19 protein-coding genes are annotated in these 23,524 nt (G+C 40.7%); 8 read left to right on the forward strand and 11 right to left on the reverse strand.

Annotation, left to right across the window (positions count from 1 at the left end):
* Positions 1 to 25 precede the first annotated feature (25 nt).
* From J8L98_RS12440 to ilvY, 5 genes are all read right to left on the reverse strand, one after another.
* The gene (locus tag J8L98_RS12440; protein WP_247682544.1) at positions 26 to 2,224 is read right to left on the reverse strand and encodes a TonB-dependent receptor; all 2,199 of its coding nucleotides are present in this window, start codon (positions 2,222 to 2,224) and stop codon (positions 26 to 28) included.
* Between the two features lie 10 nt (positions 2,225 to 2,234).
* A complete protein-coding gene (locus J8L98_RS12445; protein WP_210996685.1) occupies positions 2,235 to 3,533 on the reverse strand; it encodes an imelysin family protein in 1,299 nt (432 codons plus the stop codon).
* Between the two features lie 84 nt (positions 3,534 to 3,617).
* Positions 3,618 to 5,390 carry a DUF4856 domain-containing protein gene (locus tag J8L98_RS12450; RefSeq protein WP_210996686.1) on the reverse strand — a complete coding sequence of 591 codons (1,773 nt, stop codon included), beginning with the start codon at positions 5,388 to 5,390 and terminating at the stop codon, positions 3,618 to 3,620.
* A gap of 297 nt (positions 5,391 to 5,687) precedes the next feature.
* On the reverse strand, positions 5,688 to 6,371 hold the full coding sequence (locus J8L98_RS12455) for a response regulator transcription factor (RefSeq protein ID WP_210996687.1): 684 nt from the start codon (positions 6,369 to 6,371) through the stop codon (positions 5,688 to 5,690).
* Between the two features lie 68 nt (positions 6,372 to 6,439).
* The gene (ilvY, locus tag J8L98_RS12460) at positions 6,440 to 7,339 is read right to left on the reverse strand and encodes an HTH-type transcriptional activator IlvY (protein WP_192507997.1); all 900 of its coding nucleotides are present in this window, start codon (positions 7,337 to 7,339) and stop codon (positions 6,440 to 6,442) included.
* A 142-nt stretch (positions 7,340 to 7,481) separates the two neighbouring features.
* Between ilvY and ilvC the strand changes: the two genes are divergently transcribed.
* The 4 genes from ilvC to J8L98_RS12480 all read left to right on the forward strand — a co-directional run bounded on the left by ilvC (position 7,482) and on the right by J8L98_RS12480 (position 13,291).
* Positions 7,482 to 8,954 carry a ketol-acid reductoisomerase gene (ilvC, locus tag J8L98_RS12465; protein ID WP_210996688.1) on the forward strand — a complete coding sequence of 491 codons (1,473 nt, stop codon included), beginning with the start codon at positions 7,482 to 7,484 and terminating at the stop codon, positions 8,952 to 8,954.
* A gap of 187 nt (positions 8,955 to 9,141) precedes the next feature.
* A complete protein-coding gene (locus tag J8L98_RS12470; protein ID WP_210996689.1) occupies positions 9,142 to 11,055 on the forward strand; it encodes a methyl-accepting chemotaxis protein in 1,914 nt (637 codons plus the stop codon).
* A gap of 165 nt (positions 11,056 to 11,220) precedes the next feature.
* The gene (locus J8L98_RS12475) at positions 11,221 to 12,411 is read left to right on the forward strand and encodes a tetratricopeptide repeat protein (RefSeq protein WP_210996690.1); all 1,191 of its coding nucleotides are present in this window, start codon (positions 11,221 to 11,223) and stop codon (positions 12,409 to 12,411) included.
* Positions 12,353 to 13,291: a M28 family peptidase gene (locus J8L98_RS12480; protein WP_210996691.1), complete on the forward strand. Its 939-nt coding sequence runs from the start codon at positions 12,353 to 12,355 to the stop codon at positions 13,289 to 13,291. The genes J8L98_RS12475 and J8L98_RS12480 overlap by 59 nt, the downstream gene beginning before the upstream one ends.
* On the opposite strand, the gene J8L98_RS12485 is transcribed toward J8L98_RS12480, so the two are convergent.
* On the reverse strand, positions 13,219 to 13,536 hold the full coding sequence (locus tag J8L98_RS12485) for a GIY-YIG nuclease family protein (RefSeq protein WP_210996692.1): 318 nt from the start codon (positions 13,534 to 13,536) through the stop codon (positions 13,219 to 13,221). The two genes, J8L98_RS12480 and J8L98_RS12485, sit on opposite strands and share 73 nt — an antisense overlap.
* Positions 13,537 to 13,662: 126 nt before the next feature.
* On the opposite strand from J8L98_RS12485, the gene J8L98_RS12490 reads away from it, so the two are divergent.
* Positions 13,663 to 14,022: an outer membrane protein assembly factor BamE gene (locus J8L98_RS12490; protein ID WP_192508003.1), complete on the forward strand. Its 360-nt coding sequence runs from the start codon at positions 13,663 to 13,665 to the stop codon at positions 14,020 to 14,022.
* Positions 14,023 to 14,104: 82 nt separating this feature from the next.
* On the opposite strand, the gene J8L98_RS12495 is transcribed toward J8L98_RS12490, so the two are convergent.
* Both J8L98_RS12495 and J8L98_RS12500 read right to left on the reverse strand, forming a co-directional pair.
* Positions 14,105 to 14,434 (reverse strand): RnfH family protein, encoded by a 330-nt coding sequence (locus J8L98_RS12495; protein ID WP_210996693.1) that lies wholly within the window; start codon positions 14,432 to 14,434, stop codon positions 14,105 to 14,107.
* Complete coding sequence (locus J8L98_RS12500) at positions 14,431 to 14,868, reverse strand: type II toxin-antitoxin system RatA family toxin (RefSeq protein WP_192508005.1); 438 nt, start codon at positions 14,866 to 14,868, stop codon at positions 14,431 to 14,433. Before J8L98_RS12500 ends, J8L98_RS12495 begins: the two co-directional genes overlap by 4 nt.
* A 141-nt stretch (positions 14,869 to 15,009) precedes the next feature.
* On the opposite strand from J8L98_RS12500, the gene smpB reads away from it, so the two are divergent.
* Positions 15,010 to 15,492, forward strand: a complete 483-nt coding sequence (smpB, locus tag J8L98_RS12505) for an SsrA-binding protein SmpB (RefSeq protein WP_192508006.1) — start codon at positions 15,010 to 15,012, stop codon at positions 15,490 to 15,492.
* 511 nt (positions 15,493 to 16,003) lie between these two features.
* On the opposite strand, the gene fabB is transcribed toward smpB, so the two are convergent.
* The gene (gene fabB, locus J8L98_RS12510; protein ID WP_192508007.1) at positions 16,004 to 17,218 is read right to left on the reverse strand and encodes a beta-ketoacyl-ACP synthase I; all 1,215 of its coding nucleotides are present in this window, start codon (positions 17,216 to 17,218) and stop codon (positions 16,004 to 16,006) included.
* A 180-nt stretch (positions 17,219 to 17,398) separates the two neighbouring features.
* Between fabB and mnmC the strand changes: the two genes are divergently transcribed.
* A complete protein-coding gene (gene mnmC, locus J8L98_RS12515; protein WP_210996764.1) occupies positions 17,399 to 19,390 on the forward strand; it encodes a bifunctional tRNA (5-methylaminomethyl-2-thiouridine)(34)-methyltransferase MnmD/FAD-dependent 5-carboxymethylaminomethyl-2-thiouridine(34) oxidoreductase MnmC in 1,992 nt (663 codons plus the stop codon).
* Between the two features lie 56 nt (positions 19,391 to 19,446).
* Here the strand turns inward: mnmC and J8L98_RS12520 are convergent, their stop codons facing one another.
* Complete coding sequence (locus J8L98_RS12520; RefSeq protein ID WP_312037162.1) at positions 19,447 to 20,304, reverse strand: OmpA family protein; 858 nt, start codon at positions 20,302 to 20,304, stop codon at positions 19,447 to 19,449.
* A 213-nt stretch (positions 20,305 to 20,517) separates the two neighbouring features.
* Here J8L98_RS12520 and rnt point away from each other — a divergent pair, with 213 nt between their 5' ends.
* Positions 20,518 to 21,189: a ribonuclease T gene (gene rnt, locus J8L98_RS12525; protein WP_210996765.1), complete on the forward strand. Its 672-nt coding sequence runs from the start codon at positions 20,518 to 20,520 to the stop codon at positions 21,187 to 21,189.
* A gap of 52 nt (positions 21,190 to 21,241) precedes the next feature.
* Here rnt and J8L98_RS12530 read toward each other — a convergent pair whose 3' ends face one another.
* Complete coding sequence (locus J8L98_RS12530; protein ID WP_210996695.1) at positions 21,242 to 23,383, reverse strand: SEL1-like repeat protein; 2,142 nt, start codon at positions 23,381 to 23,383, stop codon at positions 21,242 to 21,244.
* Between the last annotated feature and the right edge of the window lie 141 nt (positions 23,384 to 23,524).

The raw sequence follows: 23,524 nt of genomic DNA on the forward strand, positions 1-23,524 counted from the left end.
CATAAAATATTATTGTAATCAACCGCTAAAATTGATATTTATACCCTACCGAAACCTGCCTAGATTTCGTTGGACGCGCCCCGTAGGGCCTACGGCTGACAATATCGACTTCATCAAAGACATTATCAATTTTGGCATAAAGACGTCCATACTGGTCAAACTCATAACTAGCCGACAAATCCACAATGACACTTGATGGAACTTCAACACCTGAAAGTACTTGCCCATTACCTGCAACCTCCGGCATGCTGCCTACATATTTTACAGCAGCAGTCACACGCCAATTGCTCGTCGCTAAACCAATATTAAATGAAGCTTGGTGTTCGGGTAAATAAGGTAATGAGTCCCCCTTAGTCACATCACCCCACTGAGCGAAATCAGATTGAAAACTAGACTTAAACTCGCTCTGAGTATACGTGTAGACAAAACTATATGGGATTTCAATCTGCAAGTTTAACGGATAGCTTTGTGAAAACTGTGCTTCAAGCCCATAAACATCCACTTCGCCACCGCTAAACTCTTCGTCTAATTGCTGGTTTTCACCACAATTTGATGAGGCGCATGTTTCAGTCAAGTTCTTATAGTCATTAAAGAATGTAACCAACTCTAGCTGCGTAACACCATCATTAAATCGACCACCAAACTCATAATTTACGCTTGTCTCTAATTCCTCTGAGGCAGATCGCGACGGAGATGAAGGAACAAACCCTTTATGTGCACCAAATAATAGCCCTGATTCTTCCGATAATTGATAAAACCCACTCACGCCTGGTAACCAGATACGCGTTGTTTTATCTTGCCATTTAGTTAAGTCTTTCTTGTCCTCGTGGTGCATATCCATCAACTCACCACGAACGCCTACTCCAAGCGTCAAGGCATCAATAGTGATTTGATCTTCTATATACACTGACCAAGCTTTGGTCGACTCTAAGTTTTGTGTTTGAGGCCGTATACCCAATTCAGTATCAATCGCAACTCCAGAAACCATGCTATACGTTTCTTCAAAGTGCTTTCGCTCAATTTCATCTTCATGATACCGTAATCCAGCAGAAATTTTGTGCTTTAAATCATAAAGCTCGAAATCAAAACCACCATCTATTTGAATACCCTGAGAGTAATATTCACGGTCGTTAGTGCCCATGTTCAAATATAACACTGGCTGTCCATCGGAAACGGAGTCTTGCTGACCTGAAATCACTCTATATTCCAGATCATACTTATCCGGATCTGCTAAAGTCTTAGATAAACTGGCTCCAGTTGATGCGAATTGACGGTTAATAAGACCGTTTAGTTTTTTCCAAGCTCGTTCATAGTCATTTCGGTACACTCGTGACGTCAGTGTAAAATCATCACTTTCTAAGTAATGAGAAAACATAACCTGTTGATGTTCTGTTTCCATCAAAGCAGGTTGTGATGCCGCATATCGACGATAAGGGGTTGCGGCAAAGTCCGTGTCTGTTAAACCTAAATAAGTTTCGTCAGACTCCTCATCAGAATAAGATAATTTCAATCCAAATGTGTGATCAAATTCACCTTGTTGCAGTTTATAATTAAACTTGGCTAAAATATCGTTTTTAACAAAGCCGGTATCACCGCCACCATCAAGGTCTTTAAAGCCATCAGCTTTTAAAGAAACACCTTCTAATAAAAAGCCAACATTATTAACCACAGAACCAAAATGCGCGTGAGCTTTTTGATAACCATCAGAGCCAGCCGATATATCTATGGCTCCTTCTGAGAATTCGGGTATTTGCCGTGTCACTAAGTTAATAGCGCCAGCAACCGTTTGTGGCCCATGCTTTATTGCTGCTGGGCCTTTGAACACCTCAACCGCAGTCATACGTGTAGTCACTGGGAAATAATAAGCGGCTGGCGCTGAATAAGGAGATGGCCCAATTAATATACCATCTTCCATAATTGTTATCTTCTTACTGCGCTCTGGTGTTACACCTCGAAAACCGATATTCGGCCGTAGACCATAACCGTCTTCTTCTCGAATATTCACACCAGGTACTGACGTAAGAATACGGTGAATATCATCATATTCAAATTTTTCTAAATCTGCTTCTGTTAACAACGTAGCAGACCCTGCTTCAGTACGGAGTTTATCGTAGTGACTCAATATTTGAATATGTTCAAGCTCGCCGTCATCGGCGGGCTTGTCTGCAGCAATTGCTTGCGGTATCGCAAATACAACCGCTAATGCGAGTAATGATTTTTGCATAAAAGGGCCCTTAGTCATTGTCACCAGCCGACGTTGCAGGTAGTTCTAACGCAAGTTTTGTTATAAAGTCATTTTTTAGTTGGTCGGTCACATCTTTTACTTTAGCGTGTGTATCTGTGACGGTCGCAGTGTTACTTTCTAGCGCAGTTTGTAGACTGGTTGTTATTGCTTGAGAGGCTGCTTTAGAATTAAGAATTCCCTGTAACATAGCCGTTTTTGTATCTGATGCTTGTTGGTTATCTAAAAAGTCATCAAAGCCTAAATTACTCGCTCCGCCGCCGTTAAATAACAATTCAAATGCATTCAGGTTAGCACGTATATTTTCTATAGAATGCTTGGCATATTTTGACTCCACCGACTCTGGGCATGTTATCCCGCCACATTCATTATTGAATAGACCAAGTGGTGTTGCTAATTTATAATCCTTTAGCTCTTCCGTCATATAAAATAAGGCATCTGATATTTCATTTATAGCCTTATTCGTCGAGGCAAATTTATTACCTGCTTCACCCGCATTTTGCAGAACACTCGCATATCCTGATGTGCCAGACCATTGCGCAATCAGCTTATCGGAAGACACTGAAAGATCTTTAGACACCTCAACAGCATAACGACAGCGAGAGGCTTTGCGCATTTGCTCTGGGCGAGTGTTCCAATCAGCTAATACTTCACCTGCACTCGTTGATGAACAACTGTGGACTAGGTCATCATTAAACAATAAATACTCTAGCGCATCTAAACCACGACGTTTATCGCTGCGCTTACTAATGTCGTATGCGTTGCCATTAATGGTACCATTTTCAAAAAACACCACATCTTGATCGACACTACAAGTACTTGCATTTGGCCAAGAGTAAATATCATTTCGCAGTGATTTATCATTCTCCAACAAAGGGCCCACAATCATAAGCTCAGCATGTTGCCAACTAACCATCGCTTCTTTCCACGCATTGTGTGCGTTTAATTTGGCTGTTGTTAATTGTGCTAATACCTCACCGTCCTGCAATGATGGGTCATATTTAACTTCCAGATCACAATAAGCTGATAAGATACTGGGTAATGCATCTGATTTACTGTCGAATTCATTGAATGTAGGTGTAAATACATTGTCAGTTAAGCTAACTAATAATTGTTTTTCTGAGAATTGAGGAGCTGATGGGTCCGTCGGGGTTGTCGGAGTCCCCGTATCTGGTTGATTTTTGCTAACATCATGGCCCGTACCAGCATCATAAGAAGTACTTTCTCCGCATCCACTTAGTACAAGTGCCAAGGTACTTACGAGTAACAAAGGTTTAAAAGCATGCTTCATTAATTGCCTCTTTTATATGTTTTTAATACAACAAAAGGCTAGCCCTTTCAGGCTAACCTTTTTCATATTAACTATTGATTGTGTCTACCAGTTTGCAGCGACGTCAGCATCGAAACCATAAACCTCAGTTAAAATAGCGCGTGCCTCTAACAAATCAGCGCTGTATGCTTCAATGGCAGCAGTACCACCACTAATCACTGGCTTATTGCCCATTAAGTTTAGTACTTTAGCCAACTTACCTGCATGACCTGCATCATTAAATGGTGTATCAGGGTTAAATTGTAAGTTAAGTGCAAAACCTTTCATTTCAGACCAATGTTTCGCCAAAGTTTCAAATTTAGAAACGTCATAACCGCCTGCTTTCATCTCTTCTAGGTCTGTACGCGTATCATTTATATAGTGAACAACAGTCGCTGAAATTGATTTTTCCCAAGCCAACACGGCTGTTTTTGCCGTCGCTTTAAGCTCTTTAGCTTGTTCTTCAGTTAAAGCTGAACCCGCATTGTCAGCAATAAGCTTACGACCTGCATAAAATGCTTCAAATGCTTCTTTGGTTAAATCGGTTGTTCCATTTGAACCACGGTCACGTTTTGCTGCATTAGTTGAATTACCAAAGTTGTACTCTGATTTAAGATCAACATTTCCATCCGCGTTTGTATCTTGGTACCCTTGCCATGCATCACGACCGCCCTTACCTGCAATTTCATCGTCGCTATAACTTAGATAATTACGTGCTGCACCAAAGTAACCAAAGCCTTCATCCCACTGATGTTCTAGGTTTGTATAAGCTTTGCCATCAACCAAACTGGTGTTATCTGACAATAGGCCTTTTGGTTTACGATCTTTTGTAGGGTCACCTTCTAGTTTATCATCAAGGTAATCGTCAGCACCTTGTGAAAATGCAACCGCACCATATAAGAATTTTTGAATCATTTGCTTCAAATCAACGCCATCAGCAGTAACATACTTACTATCGATTTCATCACCTAAAGGTGTTTCAACGTTCGCAGATTGAGCACGAGTAACAAGTTGGTCAAATAGCACATCAATTAAGCCCTCAGGTGTATTCGTCGCCAATCCCTCCCACCCAATAAAGCTGGTCCCATCATTCCATACTTTATGTTGACCTTCGCTATCATTACCCGCGATTTTGCCACTTAGATCTTTATGTGAACTAGACACTGCAAACAACGTTGTCTGCTTCGCCGCTGGTGTTGTTGTCACTGATAACGTTTTATTCTCCCAAATAGCAGAATATTCATCATCGGTTAGTTTATAAAATTTATTTAGTTCTGCTTTTAATTCAACGGCTGTCATTGAACCTGCATGCTCCGCAAATGCATCGCTTGCAATGTAATTGTATATTTCTTTGATTAATATATGGCGCGCAGTCTGGCCTGAATATGATACTGTTGACTCGCCAGTATCTTTATTTAGGAAGTCATAATCCATTTCATCGGTTACAGTTACTTCTAACTCTTGGCTAAACTCACCACTTGCACTATCTGTTACTTTTACCATAACCATGATTTTTGGCTCAGCTTCAAAGTCAATTACAACGCCTTCTTTGACTGATAATGTAGTCCCTTCAATCACAAAGCGCTCATCTTCGGTTGTAAACGTATGTGTGTCTGCTGAATCCGCATCTGTCGCCACTAATGTACCAACAACTTGCGCCGCTGCTAAATTTTCCATAACCGTTTTAACGTCAGAGATGCTAATAGCAGTTGGTACTGAATTAGTTGGTGTAGTTGGCGTAGTTGGAGATGAATCATTTGAGCTAGAACCACCACACGCAGTTAAACCAAGAGTTGCGGCCAAGATAGATGTTGCAAGAAGAGACTTACGTAAAATCATTTATGATTTCCTCTGAAAATTATTTGTATTTACATTTTCTTATCTGGGACAAAAGTATACACGCATATAAATAGCAATCAATATTATTTGCGTTGCCGAAACAAAGTAAATATGACAATTTGTAAACCTCTATCTGCTAGAAATCATAGATTTACAAAAAAACGGCTGTTCAAACACATATAAAACAAGCAATCTATCTGATATTTATTTCGCTTTTCATTCAAAAAAGAAGGCACTAATTTATGCTAATAACTCATTGCAACATAAAGATAATTGCATAAGATTAAATATTATAAGCTACCGCCAAGCATCTTTAACAAAAATATAACCTTGTTTCCAAATCGTTTTGATTTTTCCAGGTTGTGATGAATCATCTTCTAATTTTTTTCGTAGTCGTGAAATGCGTACGTCAACCGTTCGAGTGTCATCTTGATAAGGTTTATCAATAATGGTTTTATAAACATGCTCTCGACTAATTACTCTCCCTGCATTACTTGCCAATAACCATAGTAGTTCAAATTCATGACTTGTCAGGTAAATTTCTTTATCATTCAATGTCACTAGCCGTGCTCGAGCATCGATTACTAGCAGTCCAAATGTCAATAAAGTGCTTGATTTTGACGCCGCAGGACGTAGCAGCGCATTCAGCCTTGCTTGCCACAAACGCGGGGTGGCTGTTTTCGTTATTACATCATCCGCCCCCGACTCCAACAAAAAGCTATGATCAGCTTCGTCTGTTTTTTCCGTAAAAACCATGACAGGTGCGGCAAACTGTGACTTCATTTTATCAATTAGGTCTGCTGGATTATCAAGGGTAAATTGCTCATTGACAACAACACCCGAAATATCTTGAACCCCTTCCCAATCAGGCATATCAGCCTCACTCGAAAAATGAAAAACTTCATATCCTGCTTGCTCAAAGATTATTTTTCGCTGTATAAAACATTCCGATTCACGTTCAGCGAACAAAATTTTAGCCATTTCTACACCTAAAGGATTAGTTTTTATTTTAATTTGGCTAGTTTAATGCTTGAAACTGAATGGCAGCTTTACAAGGTGAACAAATTCTCTGCCGTTTTCCATAACACAGCAACAACAGGGTCAGTCAATCGCTTTGTTTTACATACTAAGCCCACTTCTATCGGCTCCATTGGTTCTGACACGGTCAAATATCGAACTTGCTCTTTAAAGGGTGATTGAGCCAGCACAATCTCAGGGATACACGCAATACCAAACCCTAAGCTTGCTAAGGCGACCATCGCCTCATGCCCTGAAACATGGGCGTATACTTTCGGTGTAAATTGCAACTCAGTACAAAAGGTATCAAGCCTCTCTTTTAATATGCCATGTTCCGGCATGATAAAGGGTAATTGGCTCCACTCCATCACTCCATTGACGTTTGAGTCCAATAAGTCACTCAAAGGGCACGCCATTGTCGGTGCTATAATCACCAAGGGTGAACGTCCAAGTGGCAGATACGATATACCATTGGGTAAATGTGTTGGCTTGACAGCAACAGCAAGGTCTTCTTTATCATTTTGCACATGGGCAATAGAAAATGCTGGATCTCCAGTATTTAAGTTCAACTCTATCGCGGGATACTGCTGTCTAAACTGTGCAAACAAGTCATAAACAAAGCTATAAGTCGCCGTAACAGAACAATAAAAGCTCAATTCTCCACTTAGTGGCTGTCGGCTATCTTGACATTGGCTCTTAAACTGCCGCCACTGCGACAAGGTTGTACGTGCATACTCAACAAACGCTTTCCCTTGAGCTGTTAAACTCACACTGCGGTTATCTCTAATAAATAAAGCGACGCCCAACTCTTGCTCTAACTGCTTAATCTGTCTACTCAATGTAGGGGCACTAATATGGCACTGTTCACTGGCCCGGCCAAAGTGCAGTGTTTCTGCAAGTCCCAAAAAATACTTTAATTGCTTATGATCCATACGGCCTCACATTACTTACGCTAGGTAGCATTTCATAATATGAAATACTACAATTCAAATATATCATTTTACGTAATTAATAACAGCGCTTATGCTGGCCTCACACTCTATTTAAATACTTTTTTATTTTTAAGGCACTAACATGGCGAATTATTTTAACTCTTTACCACTAAGAGAGCAGCTAGCACAGCTGGCACAATGTGAATTTATGGACCCTCAAGAATTTAATGAGGGTGTGAGCGTACTAAATGACAAAAAACTTGTCATTGTAGGTTGTGGTGCACAAGGGTTAAACCAAGGTCTGAACCTAAGAGACTCAGGACTCGATGTTAGTTATGCTTTACGTGAATCTGCGATTGCTGAAAAACGCCAATCTTTCTTAAATGCATCAGAGAATGGGTTTACTGTTGGTACCTATGAAGCCCTTATTCCAAGTGCCGATTTAGTTCTAAACTTAACACCTGATAAACAGCACACTTCGGTTGTTAACGCGGTTATGCCTTTAATGAAAAAAGACGCAACACTCGCTTACTCTCATGGCTTTAATATCGTTGAAGAAGGCATGCAAGTTCGTGAAGATCTTACTGTTATCATGGTTGCACCAAAATGCCCAGGCACCGAAGTACGCGAAGAATACAAGCGCGGTTTCGGAGTGCCTACACTAATAGCTGTTCATCCAGAAAATGATCCACAAGGCAAGGGCTTAGCCCAAGCTAAAGCATATGCTGCAGGCACTGGCGGTCATCGTGCGGGTGTACTTAAGTCATCATTCATTGCTGAAGTAAAATCAGATTTGATGGGTGAACAAACCATTCTATGCGGTATGTTACAAACAGGCTCGCTATTATGTTTCGATAAGATGGTTGAGCAAGGTATCGACGCTGCATACGCATCAAAACTCATTCAATATGGATGGGAAGTGATCACTGAAGCACTTAAGTACGGTGGTATCACAAATATGATGGACCGCTTATCTAACCCCGCAAAGCTAAAAGCCTTCACATTAAGTGAAGAGTTAAAACAGATTATGCGTCCGCTATATAACAAACATATGGATGACATCATTAGTGGTGAGTTCTCACAAGGTATGATGGCTGATTGGGCTGAAGATGATGCTAAGTTATTATCATGGCGTGCAGAAACGGGAGAAACTGCATTCGAAAAGCAAGCTAATACTGATCAAGAAATTTCGGAGCAAACCTTTTTCGACAAAGGCATTCTTATGGTAGCAATGGTCAAAGCCGGCGTTGAACTCGCGTTTGAAACAATGACTGCCGCAGGGATCATTGATGAGTCAGCATACTATGAATCACTTCATGAAACGCCTCTTATCGCCAATACGATTGCGCGTAAAAAGCTATACGAAATGAATAGCACTATTTCAGATACTGCAGAATACGGTTGTTACTTATATAACCATGCATGTTTGCCACTCCTTAAACCTTTTATGGAAAACATTGATATCGACGTTATTGGTAAAGGCTTAGATGTGACAAGCAATTATGCTGATAATCAAGAGCTTATCGATGCTAACTTAGCCATTCGTAGCCACCCAGTCGAAATCATTGGGGAGCAACTACGCGGCTACATGTCTGCTATGAAAAAAATAGTTTAAACCAGTTCGCTTGTTAGAAACCGAGCCCATACGCATTTGCTATGGGCTTTTTTCATATCTATGCTTCATTCGTACCTTTTTTAACATTATACAAAAGTGGTAATTTAATGAACAATTGCTACACTTTGTTCGATCGCATTATTGATTATGGTAGAATAGTTCCCTTGTTTTAGAAAAGTGTGGATCAATGCGAAAAACTAGCCTTACAATCACTCAAAAAATCACATTATTAGGTAGCCTAATTGCAATAACTGTTGCAGGGATAATCGGTGCGACTGCGATTTATAGCGCAAAAACGATGACTGAAACACGCATGTTAGAGTCAGAGCTACCTGCAAAAGTCGAAAGCATTAATAAGTCAATCTCAAAACAAATCTACCAACTAAAAGATGCTGCTAAACAACTCTCTAGTAATGTTTTTATTACTGAGTCAGCAAAGAATGGGCAACTCAGTGAAACGCTATTAGTGAACGAGCTCGGTAGGTTGGTTGACCAATATCAATTGGCCACGGCTTCATGGGCTAACCGAGAAACACGACAGTATTGGAACCAACATGGCTTTCTCAGAGAACTCAATCATCAACAAGATGGCTGGTTCTTTGGCTTTACACAAAGCGGGGCCGAATACTCAATTAGCATTTTCCAAGAATCCCCTGGGGATGTAAAAATGTTTGTCAATCATCAGCAAACAAATGGCGTCGGCCTTGCTGGACTTGCAAAAAGCATTGATGATATGCAACGTATGTTGAGTAATATGCGAATCGAAAAAACCGGATTTGTATTTGTGGTCAATAAAGAAGGTACCATTCAGCTGCACCCAGATGCAGCATTAGTTGCCACCACCACACTCAGAGATTTATACGGCAACCAAGCTGTTGGTAGTTTACTTTCCAATCAAGACTTTGTTGTTGAGAAACTCAACCTAACCGAGCAGACAACCTTAGTAGCAGCAAGTCCAATTGCTGGTACTGACTTATATGTCATTGCCCAAGTGCCTGAATCTGAAGTCATTGAAGAGATTCTATCCCTGCAGTGGCAGATAATTGCTTTTTCGGTTGCCGTTGCACTCGTTGCGAGTTTAATTAGCTTATTCTTAGCTAAAAATTTAAGTGCGCCTCTATCAAATATGGCACAACTATTTGCACGTTTAGGGAGCGGAGACGCGAAACTAAATTACAGAGTGCCAGAATCTGAGCAACCAGAATTACAGGCTTTAGCTGAGGGTTTTAACCAGTTTATTAATAAAATTGAGCAAGCCATAAAGAAAGTTGCCAGTGAAAGTGGCGATATTCGTAGTGCCAGTGAACGCGTTTTTGAACAAAGCCAAAGTAACTCTCAATCTCTCGATGAGCAGAAGTCACAAACTATTTCAGTGGCTGCCGCAATAAATGAAATGGGGGCAACGGTACAAGAGATTGCTGGAAGCGCAAATAATACAGCTAAATTGACAGAACAGAGCAAAGAAATGTCAAATCAGAGCCACCATGGTGTTCAGCAAAGTCAAACCCAGCTACAAGGGTTGGCTAATGATATTGATGCGATGGCCTCAGAAGTAACGACATTGGCCGAAAAAACGCAATCTATTGCCAATATTGTCGATGTCATTCGCGGAATATCAGAACAAACGAATTTATTAGCGCTCAATGCGGCAATTGAATCTGCACGCGCGGGTGAACATGGTCGTGGTTTTGCCGTAGTAGCTGACGAGGTACGTGCACTCGCCAGTAGAACTTCGCAATCAACTGATGAGATTCAAGCCACAATTACAGAGTTAACGGTTGCATCTGACTCTATTGTCAAACAAATTAGTCAGTCGAAGCATCAAGCAGTACAAAGTGTTGAAACAATGCAAAACTCTGTGGAACTGATGGAAACCATCACCGAAACTGCAAACCAAATTAATGATATGACCACATTAATCGCTGCTGCCACCGAAGAACAAAGTAACGTAGTTGCCGATGTGGGCCGAAGCATTGAACATATCAGCACCATTAGCGATGAAGTTATGAATGAGCAGTTAAATACTGAGCATTCAATTCAAGCGCTTGCAGACTCAGCTAAAATACTAGATGGCTTAGTAGCCAGCTTTGAGCAAGGGTAATTTAGCTGCCTATAAAAGTTCACTTAACCGAGCTTCTAAATGGTGTTTATATCAAGCGATGTAAACACCATTTATTCCTGCAACAATTTGTAACCAAACAAACTACTCCTCAGCTATGTTTTGAACTATGCTTGATAAATAAGCAGTTTTAAGTGGGAGGTGGTTATGTCCACGTTAAATAAAATAAAATTCGTCAGTCTGATCCCGGTATGTTTTTTACTAAGTGCGTGTTACAGCACTGAGCAGCAAGTATCGACAAATAAAAACTTATTGAATGATACCCTTTTCACCGAACATCGCGTGCCGAGTGAACGCGAAGTATTTCAACTTGACGCTAAAATAAAAACACAACTTGATGTGTACTTTAGAGGGGCAACCCCTTCGTTATCACAGACCCAAACCTTGCTTAAATTTTTAGTAGATAATGGTGAATCATCGCTGTCTTATCAGTCAGGTGCTAATTTAACCGCTTCAGAAGCCTACTTTGATCTCAATGCGAATTGCCTTTCATTATCTATTTTATCATTTAGCCTCGCCGAGCACCTTGGTTTTGAATCCCAATTCCAAAGAGTACATATTCCAGAATATTGGGATCAAACATTAGGGTATAGTTTATTAACCGGGCATGTGAACTTGGTTATCACTGAATCAAACTTTGCCAGAAATCGAACAAGAACCAGTGCTGTGTCACTTTATACAGCACCAAAATCGCTCACGATTGATTTTGATCCCAACAGTCGCCAACAAAAATTCCCAACATCAAACATTACTAAGCAAAGAATTTTAGCCATGTTTTATAGCAACCGTGGCGCCATACATATGATTAATGGCGAGCACGACTTTGCCTATAACTATTTTAAGGCCGCGATAAATATTGATGAACATTACTCAGGTGCATGGGGTAATCTTGGGGTGTTATATAGAATCGTTAACCAACACCAACTTGCAGAGCAAACTTATCAACAAGCCCTAGCATTAAACGTAGATAACAAAACTGTGATGGGAAATATGGCGTTATTGTATAGATTAACCGAACGAGCGCATCTAGCGGATTCAATCGAAAGCAAACTCAGTGCAGAACGCAAAGATAACCCGTACTACCAAATTGTATTAGGGAATGAAGCTTTAGAAGCGAACAATTTAAGCCTCGCGCTTCGTCACTTTAATAGGGCAAGAAGACTTGATACTAAACTACATAGCAGTTATTTTGGCATTGCAAAAGTACATTATTACCGAGGTAACCTTGAGCAAGCACAAAAGTACTTATCACAAGCTTATAAATTATCTGAATTTAACCATGATCGAAAACGCTACCAAAATAAACTTCAGTGGTTACAAACTGTGGCTAAAAATTAGTGTTTTAGCCTTTTTTACCGCCGCCTATCAAGCTAGTGCGTCGCAATTGCACGAAGATATGCTCACTTTAACAAGCCCAGCACATGCTGGGCGACCCGCAGGTAAAACTGACACCCCAAATATTAGCGGGCAATATATATACAATCGGTTTGAGCATCTGAATTTAGAAACGAAATATCAAGCTTTTCCATTTAAGGCTGGCTTTTTTCACCATGCTACAGGGCATAATATCATCGCAACGCTACCCTGTAATACACAAACTTGCGGGAACAACCTCGTTATTACAGCCCATTATGACCATTTAGGAGGCCAACCCACGTCTTACTATGCTGGTGCAAATGACAATGCATCGGGTACATCTGCGTTACTTTATTTAGCCGAACTACTGAACAACAAAACGCGAAACCGTTCAGTGACGTTTGTCGCAACAGATGCAGAAGAGAAAGGCTTATACGGTGCAAAATACTTTGTAAGTCAACTCAAGGCCACAGATATCGCCTTAAACATAAATCTAGATATGTTAGCCCCAACGTCTAAAAATAGAGTCTACGTGTTACATTCTAAGCACACTTCCAATGCTCTATCTATCCTTAAGACACTCCCTACGCCTGACTTCAACCTGAGAATTGCGAATTCACGTTATAAAATGCAAAGAATGATGGATAACCCTCGAATTGATTGGCATCGTGCCAGTGATCACTATGCATTCGCCAAAGCACGCATACCTTATATTTACTTCGGCATTGGGGAAGATAAAAACCACCACACTAAGCGCGACACAATAACCGCTATTGATTTTGAGCGGTATCAGCTTGTTGTTAATTTCATTAGTGATTTTATCGTTAAATTACTCGACTCACCATTAGAGGCAACCAATTGAATTTTTTGTGCTTTATTGAGTTTTTTAACTTGCCATTCTAATTTACAAGCATCACTTTTAGTACCCACTGGGTATGAGAAAACCAATTGTAGCGGTGCTTTGCCTTTTAAGTTTTTGGCCCCTTTTCCCTCTTGGTGCGCCTCAATACGGGCAGCTACGTCATTAGTCACTCCGGTATACCAATGACCAAACCGTGTTTCAACAATATAAATATACCAGGTTGACTTGATATCAATCTCAGACATTTCTTATTTTTTCCCTTCTATTGAGAAACTTTTTCTATACACTAAGGTCGAACTTCGACAAGAAGCTTTACCTTCTGCGCTTAATCGGTATCATGCAAATAATTGAAAATAAGGATACACAAATACATGCAGTCTAATAAATCCCTTTCTGTTTGGCTCGTTGCTTTTATAACGACGGTAATGCTGTCTGGTTGCTCTAGCTGGGTATATCGCATCAATGTGCCACAAGGTAACTTTTTAGAACAGTCAGATGTAGAAAAACTACGCATAAACATGACTCGCGAACAAGTGTTATTTGTTTTAGGCAGCCCAATCGCGAAGGATGCTTTTAACAGTAAGACTTGGCACTATGCTTATGTATTCAATATAGACCGTGAATCAGAACAACGTAAATCGCTGACCGTGTATTTTGAAGATGAAAAGCTAACCCGTATTACCGGCGATTATGATGAGCCTAAAGAGTTCAACACTCCTTTAGATGAATAACGCTTTTGATAGTTTAAGATTAAAAAGGGCTTTAGGCCCTTTTTTGTTGTCTTAAGCACCGATAATAGACCAATCACCACAGTTAATGACCTACCCTCGAGGTTCTACCACCGGTGATCTTGTTTGCTCTGCCTTCTTCTTTTGCTTTTTCTGCTCGACGTCGTCGTGCATCTTTCGGATCTGCAATGAGTGGACGATAAATCTCGATTCGGTCCCCTTCCTTTACAGCTTGCTTGCCTTTTACTGTGCGATTCCAAATCCCTAATGTTAAATTAGTAGGATCAATATCTGGACATTTATCAAGTATGCCTGATTGTAGTACCACTTGCTCAGCAGAAGTCCCTTCGGCAACATCTACGGTTAACACCACCGCTTTGTGAGGCACTGCAAATACTACTTCAACTTTTATCATGAGCGTGCCCCATATACCGTTTTAGCGCGCTGCGTAAACGCTGTTACCATATTTTTAGCAACTTCATTAAAAATCTTCCCAAAAGCCAATTCCACTAACTTATTTGCAAATTCGAAATCAAGTTTTAACGTCACTTTACAAGCTTGGTCATCTAATTCAATAAACTCCCAATAACCATATAATGACTTAAATGGCCCATCTACTAGCTGCATTTTCATCTGATTGCCATCAAAACTATTTTTTGTGGTAAACCACTTTTTAAGCCCAGCTTTTGATATTTCTAAACTGGCAACCATATCGTTTGAAGTTGCTTCAATTATTTTTGCATTTGAACAATTTGGTAAAAATTCTGGGTATGCGTCAACATCATTAACCAGAGTAAACATTTCTTGAGTGCTATACATCACCAACGCACTTTTTTCTATTTGTGGCATAGTTACTCCATTCTATTTGTCGCGATTTTAGCAAGCTTTTGAAAATTTATCTTGTATGCAGTAAGCTCCTGCGCGAAAATAAGACATAAATTTGAAAAAGCACTATTTTCTGTCCACTTTTCTAGGTAAACTACAGCCATTATGGCAAAGAAAAAATCATCAAAATCAACAACCAATACCATCGCGCTCAATAAAAAAGCGCGACATGAGTATTTTTTACACGATAAGTTTGAAGCGGGTATGGAGCTCCAAGGCTGGGAAGTTAAAAGTATCCGAGCGGGCAAAGTAAACATTTCAGACACCTACATTCACCTTAAAGATGGCGAAGCATTTTTGCTTAGCAGTCAAATTCAACCACTAAACAGTGCTTCAACGCATGTTATTTGCGATCCTATGAGGTATCGTAAATTATTATTAAACAAGCGGGAGATTGACCGTTTAGTGGGTGCAACAGAGCGAGATGGTTTTTCCCTTATTGCAACCGCAATGTATTGGAAAAAATGCTGGGTAAAACTAGAGTTTCACTTAGCCAAAGGTAAAAAGATGCATGACAAGCGTTCAGACTCCAAAGATAAAGATTGGTCTCGTGAAAAAGAGCGTCTTATGAAGCATTCAGCACGCTAACTTCAGTTTTCTCTAGTAAGGGAAGATACTTTTCAGATTACAACGCTCAATATATTATTGGGCGTTTTGTATTTTGGGACCTTATATTGCGCGCAGTCATGACAGATACCTACCAGCGGTTGCACTACTTGACTCACCCACAATGCATGGTTTAAGGCTATAAAGTCTATCCTCTTCAGGTGAATCCCTTTTACGCACAGCCAAATAAACAATTCACTCAGAACAAGGTGAATACGTTCTCACTCAAATCGTGCCATCATGTGTTAGCACACCTATCAGCCGATGAATCACATAGAGTAGAACAAGTATAAAACTTCGCTTTACACGGCTCGTACTGTGCATCGTGGTTGGTGTACCTCCTAAAGCAAAACATCATCTATTTGAATTCATTGAGGAGAAACCACATAACATGTGCCAACACGGCAATTGAAAAAGCATCAGCTTTAGTCAGTATTTATCAAAAATCGACATAAAAAAACCTCGCTTAGCGAGGTTTTTTATGTGTTTAAACTTAGCCTTTGTACTTTTGCATCACGAGTGTTGCGTTTGTACCGCCGAAGCCAAAGCTATTTGACATCACCGTGTTTAACTCAACATCACGACGTTCGGTCACAATATCTAAGCCTTTCGCTTGTTCATCTAACTCGTCAATATTAATCGATGGTGCGACAAAGTTATTTTCTAGCATTAATATTGAAAATATTGCCTCATGTACACCTGCAGCACCTAGTGCATGGCCTGTCATCGCTTTTGTGGCACTAATTGCAGGAGATTTCTCACCGAACAGTTCTTGAATAGCGCCTAGCTCTTTAACATCGCCAACTGGTGTCGATGTACCATGCGTATTTAAGTAATCAATCGGGCCATCTACATCTTGCATCGCTTGCTTCATACAGCGTACTGCACCTTCACCTGAAGGCGCTACCATATCATAACCATCTGATGTCGCGCCGTAACCTACGATTTCTGCATAGATGTGCGCACCACGAGCAAGTGCATGTTCCAACTCTTCAACAACAACAATACCACCACCACCCGAAATAACAAAACCATCACGGTTTGCATCATACGTACGAGAAGCCAGTGCCGGTGTTTCATTATACTTTGTAGACAATGCCCCCATTGCGTCAAATTCCATTGCCAGTGTCCAATGTAATTCTTCACCACCACCAGCAAAAATAACATCTTGCTTACCAAGCTGAATTTGCTCAACGGCGTTACCAATACAGTGAGCAGATGTTGCACATGCTGAACTAATTGAGTAATTGACGCCCTTAATTTTAAAAGGGGTTGCCAAACATGCTGATGTTGTACTCGCCATAGTACGCGGGACCATATACGGCCCAACACGCTTTACACCTTTTTCACGTAATATATCTGCGGCTTCAACTTGATGCTTAGAAGAACCACCACCTGAGCCAACAATTAAGCCCGTGCGCTCATTAGAGACTTGATCTTCTGATAAGCCTGAATCTTCAACAGCCTGCGCCATTGAAATATAAGAAAATGCAGCTGCATCTCCCATGAAACGGTGTGCTTTACGGTCAACAAAGTCTTTTACGTTAATATCAAGGTTACCTGAGACATTACTACGTAATTTATACTCGGCAAATTCAGGGTTAAAAACGATACCGCTTTTTCCTGCTTGTAGAGATTCTAATACTTCTTGCTTGTTATTGCCGATGCTTGAAACTACACCGATCCCCGTAATTACGGCTCTTCTCATGGGTAAATTCCCTTAGTCATTTACTAAATTGTGGCTATTCTACGCTGAAATGCCCACCTAAGTGGTCAGCTTTCCAGCTTACACACGTACTCTGAATTCTTTTTACTCAAATTACAACGGACTATTACATATAAAACGCGTAAAATGACATTAATATTTTTGCTGTTACTACATATTACTATGATAAAAAATGCACAAATCCATTTCAATGAGATGGGCACGCCAGTCGCCGATAGGTTCGATGACGTATATTTCTCAAATGATGACGGACTCGCTGAGTCTCATTATGTCTTTTTTACTCAGAATAATATAGCCGAGCGATTACAAAATCATGACCAATCTCATTTTACCATCGCTGAAACAGGATTTGGCACTGGGTTAAACTTTCTCAATGCTTGGCTACAATTTAATAATCGACCAAAAAACAGCGCTGTGAATAAACTCCATTTTGTTTCATTTGAAAAATTTCCAATTAAACACCAAGAACTCGTGAAAGCACTTGCTGCATGGCCATCACTGCAACAACAAGCTAATGCGCTATGTAACCACTACCCCATTGCACTTGCTGGGTGCCATCGTCTTGAATTTGAGCAAGGCACAGTCGTATTAGATTTATGGTTTGGTGATGTTCATGACTCATTACCCCAAGTAAGCTACCAGTCACAAGGGATTGTTGACGCATGGTTTTTAGATGGTTTCGCGCCGAGTAAAAACCCAGATATGTGGCAACAGAGTTTATTCAACGCAATGGCCGATTTATCTCGGTGTAACGCAACGTTTGCGACATTCACGGCCGCAGGGTTCGTCCGTCGCGGTTTACAAGATGCAGGTTTCATCTGCAAGAAAGTCAAAGGTTTTGGCCGTAAACGCGAAATGGTGGTAGGCACACTAGAAAAAGCAACAAAGCAGGAAACCACCCCAGCATATTATTACCATGATACGCGTGCGTTAAACAACGTCGCAATTATTGGAGGGGGTATCGCAAGCAGTTGCTTGCTATATCAATTAGCCAAACGAGGGAAAAAAAGCACTTTTTTTTGTCAAGATAGTAAACTCGCACAAGGCGCTTCCCATAATCGCCAAGGTGCTGTTTATCCGAATTTACAAGCGGATAATTCTCCCCCCAGTGAACTATACGCCCACACATTTTTATACGCTAGACGATTTTACGATGATATACATAAACAAGGGTATCACTTTGATCACAATTGGTGTGGCGTACTATTACAAGCTTTTAATGACAGTAAAACACAGCAACAGAGTAACTTAGTCAACAAAGCTCAATGGCCAACCCCTTTGATTAGGCCTGTAACCCAGTCTGAAGCCTCTGATATCGCGAGTGTAACCTTGCCATATGCGGGGTTATTCATCGAACAGGCCGGTTGGGTGGACCCAGCGCAACTGACACATGCAATATTTAATGCTGCGCAACAACAGGTAAAGTCCGACAGCTATTTTAATACGGATATTGAACGACTAGAATATACTGAAAGCGGCTGGTATTTACAGACAGAGGATAAAAAGTTCGGGCCTTTTTCTGATGTTTTTATTTGTGCAGGTGAACACAGCGATCGCTTTAGCCAAACCGCTGACATAAATATTCATGGCGTGAGGGGGCAAGTGTCACATATTGCTCAAGGCTCTGAATCAAGTAAATTAAGCACAGTATTGTGCCACAAAGGATATTTTACACCTAGCCACAATGGTGAGCATTGTATGGGAGCCACATTCGATAAAAATACCAAAAGCCGAGAAGTCAGAGCGGATGACAATGAAACCAACCATGCACAACTTATGAAATTTTACAGTCAAACTGAATTTGCCCAAGGTTTGGGGGAAATTAACAGCGAGAAAGCCGCCGTGCGTTGTTGTTTTAGCGACCACGTACCAATGCTTGGCCAAATACCAGAGCAACAAGATTTAATCGATAGCTTCCATAATTTAACCAAAGGTAAACATTATGGGTTTGGCACTCCGGTAACGCCTCATCAAGGGCTGCACGTTCTTACGGGATTTGGTGCTAGAGGGTTATGTACTGCGCCCCTCACAACAGAGCACTTAGTCGCCAGCTTATGTAATGAGCCCAGACCACTCAGCGAACGTGTACATCATGTAATACACCCAAATCGATTTATTGTTAGAGATTTAATTCGTAATAAAATTGGTGTTTAACGCTATCATTTCAAAAAGCCGCCTGCAATAGGTGGCTTTTACTCTATTGCTCGAATTTAAGATTTTGCAATTTGAATGATCACACGACGGTTCTTACGGCGTCCTAGCGCATTATCATTTGGTTCAACATGCCGTTTTTCACCAAAGCCGTCGGTGCGAACTTTCTCGCTTGGTACGCCCATATCTGACATATACCGCTTGATGGTTTCTGCACGCTTGCGTGACAACACCATATTGGTATTTCTCCCGCCATAACTGTCTGAATACGCCGAAATATAGATAGACTCTATATTTTCGTCATTCTTTAAATACTCTCCAATCATCTCTAAACGCTTTCTTGAAGACTTAGTCAGCATACTAGAATTCTTTTTATAGTTCATTACTGTAAAGGCTATGTCTTCAAAGCTGTATGGAAGCAAGTTATCCCTACATTGTAGAAATGCCCAATACATCTCACGAAAATTAACAGACGATAACGCCACTGAAATTTGATCACTGCTATTTTGCCAATCTTTATAATAAAATGTGGGATAGTTGCCTTTTTCAAGCTCTGTCAGCATTTCCCATGCGATACTATTATCAAGTTCACCATCGAACTTTTTCAGTAATTGCATTTTACTAATATCACGGACTGGATTACCCGCACGCCATGCCGGAGGCACTGATTGTAAACCTGCAAAGTCGTAACTTTCAGGACGCACAACCATATCTAAATTAAATGTCAGGTCTTTATTTTTACTGGCTGTTGACGTAAAAATTGCATCTCCATAGTAAGGCACTTCATGGTTAAGTTCACAAGAAAGACGAGTCGTTTTATCAAGCGTCCAATGAGACGTATCCGCGTTGGCACTATATTGCCGCATCGCTGCATTCACTTCACTTACTACGCTCAATAAGCAGCCAAAACTGAGTATTAATACATATAATTTCACAACCTGACTCCAACTTTGTCAAAAAACTGCCAACTTAAGTCGCTATTTACTATGACAAACTAAACAATGTAATTCGACTCAACAGTATATAGCAATTATTATGCCTAAAAAAATAACGACATTCATCCTACGCAGTTAACATCCTCTTGTGTAACTTGTATAATGGCTGATTCACATTCAGCAATCAAAAGTATTATGGCAGAAACAGAGCAAACCTTATTTTCACAGCGCTTCCGTGGCTTCTTCCCTGTTGTTATCGACGTAGAAACAGCAGGCTTTAATAAAGATACCGATGCCTTGCTAGAAATTGCAGCTTCAGTACTCAAAATGGATGAACAAGGTGAACTAAGCTTAGATCATACTTTACACTTCCACGTTGAACCGTTTGAAGGCGCAAACATTGAGCAGTCCGCCATTGAGTTTAATGGTATAGACCCTTTCTCACCGCTACGCGGGGCTGTTGCCGAAGCTGATGCGATTAAAGAAATTTGTAAAATGGTGCGTAAAGCACAAAAAGCAGCTGGCTGCTCTCGCTCTGTTATTGTGGCCCACAATGCGGCATTTGATCATGGCTTTTTAAACTCGGCCATCGAGCGCAATAACATAAAACGTACCCCATTTCATCCCTTTGTTAGCTTTGATACCACATCACTTGCCGGACTTGCACTCGGTCAAACAGTCTTAGCCAAAGCTTGTCGCACTGCGGGGATCGAGTTTGATAATAATCAAGCACATTCCGCGTTATATGATACAGAGCGTACAGCTGAACTGTTCTGTCATATCGTGAATAAGTGGAAAGCATTAGGCGGCTGGCCTCTTCCTCCTGAAGAAGAGTCAGATACCCCAACTGAGCCTGACGCATCATAAAATAAAAAAGCCACTAAATTAAGTGGCTTTTTTACTCATATTATCACTATGGCTAGTGCGTATTATGCTCAAGCGTACATGAACCAACAGTGCTATGTTGGCATGCTGCTTTACGGTAATACTGAGAAAATGCTTCGCTTTTTTCAACCCCATGACCTAACTCGTACATCTCAGCCAAATTGCGACATGAGCGGCTCTCTTTATTTGATTTGCATACTTTCACAAACATCGCCACGGCACGTTTCAAATCTTGACTAACACCATGACCATCGCGATAAGCTTCAGCTAAAAAATGACAGCCGGTCATATAATTGTTATCACAAGCAATATTAAATAGTTTACTTGCTAAAGCACTGTCTCTTTTCAAGTTATCGCCATCACGATGAAGTAACCCCAACTCAACACACGCCTTGCTATAGCCTTTATCGCACGCTTTATTATATAACACCCTCGCTTGTTCAAGGTTTTGCTCACCCCCATCACCAAAAATATACATTTGCGCTAAATGTGTCATGCTGGGTGTGTATCCTAGTTCTGCTGCCAACTCAAAGTAAGATCGTGCGATTACATCGCTTTGCTCAACAGCAAGCCCGCGTCTAAAGTACTGGCCTGCTTTATTTAAACATTGTTTATTACCTTTATTTGCACACAATAAATACCATGAAATAGCAAGGTCTTGGTCTGCACTCACCACTTCGCCAAACTGATAACTGCGTCCAAGTTCCAATTGAGCCCGTGCTGAATAATTTAATGCCGAACGTCGAAAAGCTAAATACGCTGCCATTTTATCTGGTGTGTCAAAATAGCCAAATTTTAGCGCTAGCCCTTTCAGATAATCTCCATGTGGGTGGCGTTTTTGTGCGGCCTCATCAATCCATTTTTTTGCCTTTAGCCAGCCATCACTTCCCTTTTTATTCGCTCTTAGCAATAGCTCTGCATAGGTTGACTGAGCTCCTGTTAAGCCTTGCTCAGCTAAGAGTGAAAAACCAGATAATGTATTAACAAGTTCATCCTCTTTAACTTCCTGTAAGGCATGTAGCTGAATATAGTACTTAGCTTTTAATGAGCCTTCACTCGCAGCCATTTCTATATATTTAGTCTGCTCTTCTAACGCATTGGCATCCGCCACTTTTTTGTATAACCAAGCATATTTTAACCGTCCATCCCCAAGAGATAACCCCTGCTCAGCATCCGTCATATACTCATTCGCCCGAGTTATATTCGGCTCTACCCCAATCCCTTGTTCGTACATTAATGCCAAAGCGATATTGGCGTCCAAATACCCCATGTCTGCGCTGTGGGTGAAGTATGATTCACACTGCGTATTTAAATCATTGACTGGTACCTTATTTAAACACAATACGCCGAGTTTATAATAAGCAATAGGACTATTATCTTGCGTAGCGCGGTTATACAAAGCAACAGCGGCTTCCCACTCTTGTCGATGCGTTAACAATTGTGCCTTAGCCAGCCTCGCACCAGTATCTTTGGTTATTAATGGGTCTATAACTTGTGTTTCAAGTAAATTTGAAATAACACCAAATGGGTACTGCACACCCAGTACACTGTGAATAAACTGATTGTTTTCAAAGTAAATTTCTTTTTGTAGTCCCGTAGCCGGATCATTTACCACATATATTAAGTAAATAGCCTGTTTTGCATGCGCCAGTTGCAGGTAGATATCAATGATTTCATGATCAGACCGTTCCATCATGTCAAAGGCATCAGCCCAAGTCATCACTTCATATGCCGAATAGTATTCATTGCCATTGCCGCTAGCCTGTATTCCTGATTCAATCAAAGCCACAGCCGATGCATGATACCGAGCCTGTGCTAGATCACCATACGATTCAAAGCACGATTGAGCAGATAAATGTGGTTTCACAGACCAGAAGTTCGCTCGTGTCAATTCAAACCAATTTATATCTGTACAACGCACATTATGTTGCGCAATATCAATTAAAATCTGCTTATATTCTTCATCTTTTTGGACCACATCGCGCACGAAAGATGACGCTAAATAAGCTCGCCAAATAGCGTTGTAGCTCACTCGCTCCGGGTTGTTTCGAAAGGTATCGATAACACTCATATACCTCTGGTTTTTTTGCGCAGCGCTTATGCTTTGTTCTCCTGTGCTTTTACACCCGGCCAACACAGCACATATTAACAACAGCCATAATCTCAACACCGACATATTCGTTCTCTTTAAAATTAGTGACCAAAAGTAGCAACATACGCCACACGTATTATTGAAAAGTTTCAATAATATCATTAATCATGACAATAATTTAATGACTAACAAGTAATCTGTGTAGAAAAATAAAAAGGCCGCTGA

The sequence above is a fragment of the Pseudoalteromonas sp. MMG013 genome (genome assembly GCF_018100885.1).
Taxonomy (GTDB): Bacteria; Pseudomonadota; Gammaproteobacteria; order Enterobacterales; family Alteromonadaceae; genus Pseudoalteromonas; species Pseudoalteromonas aurantia.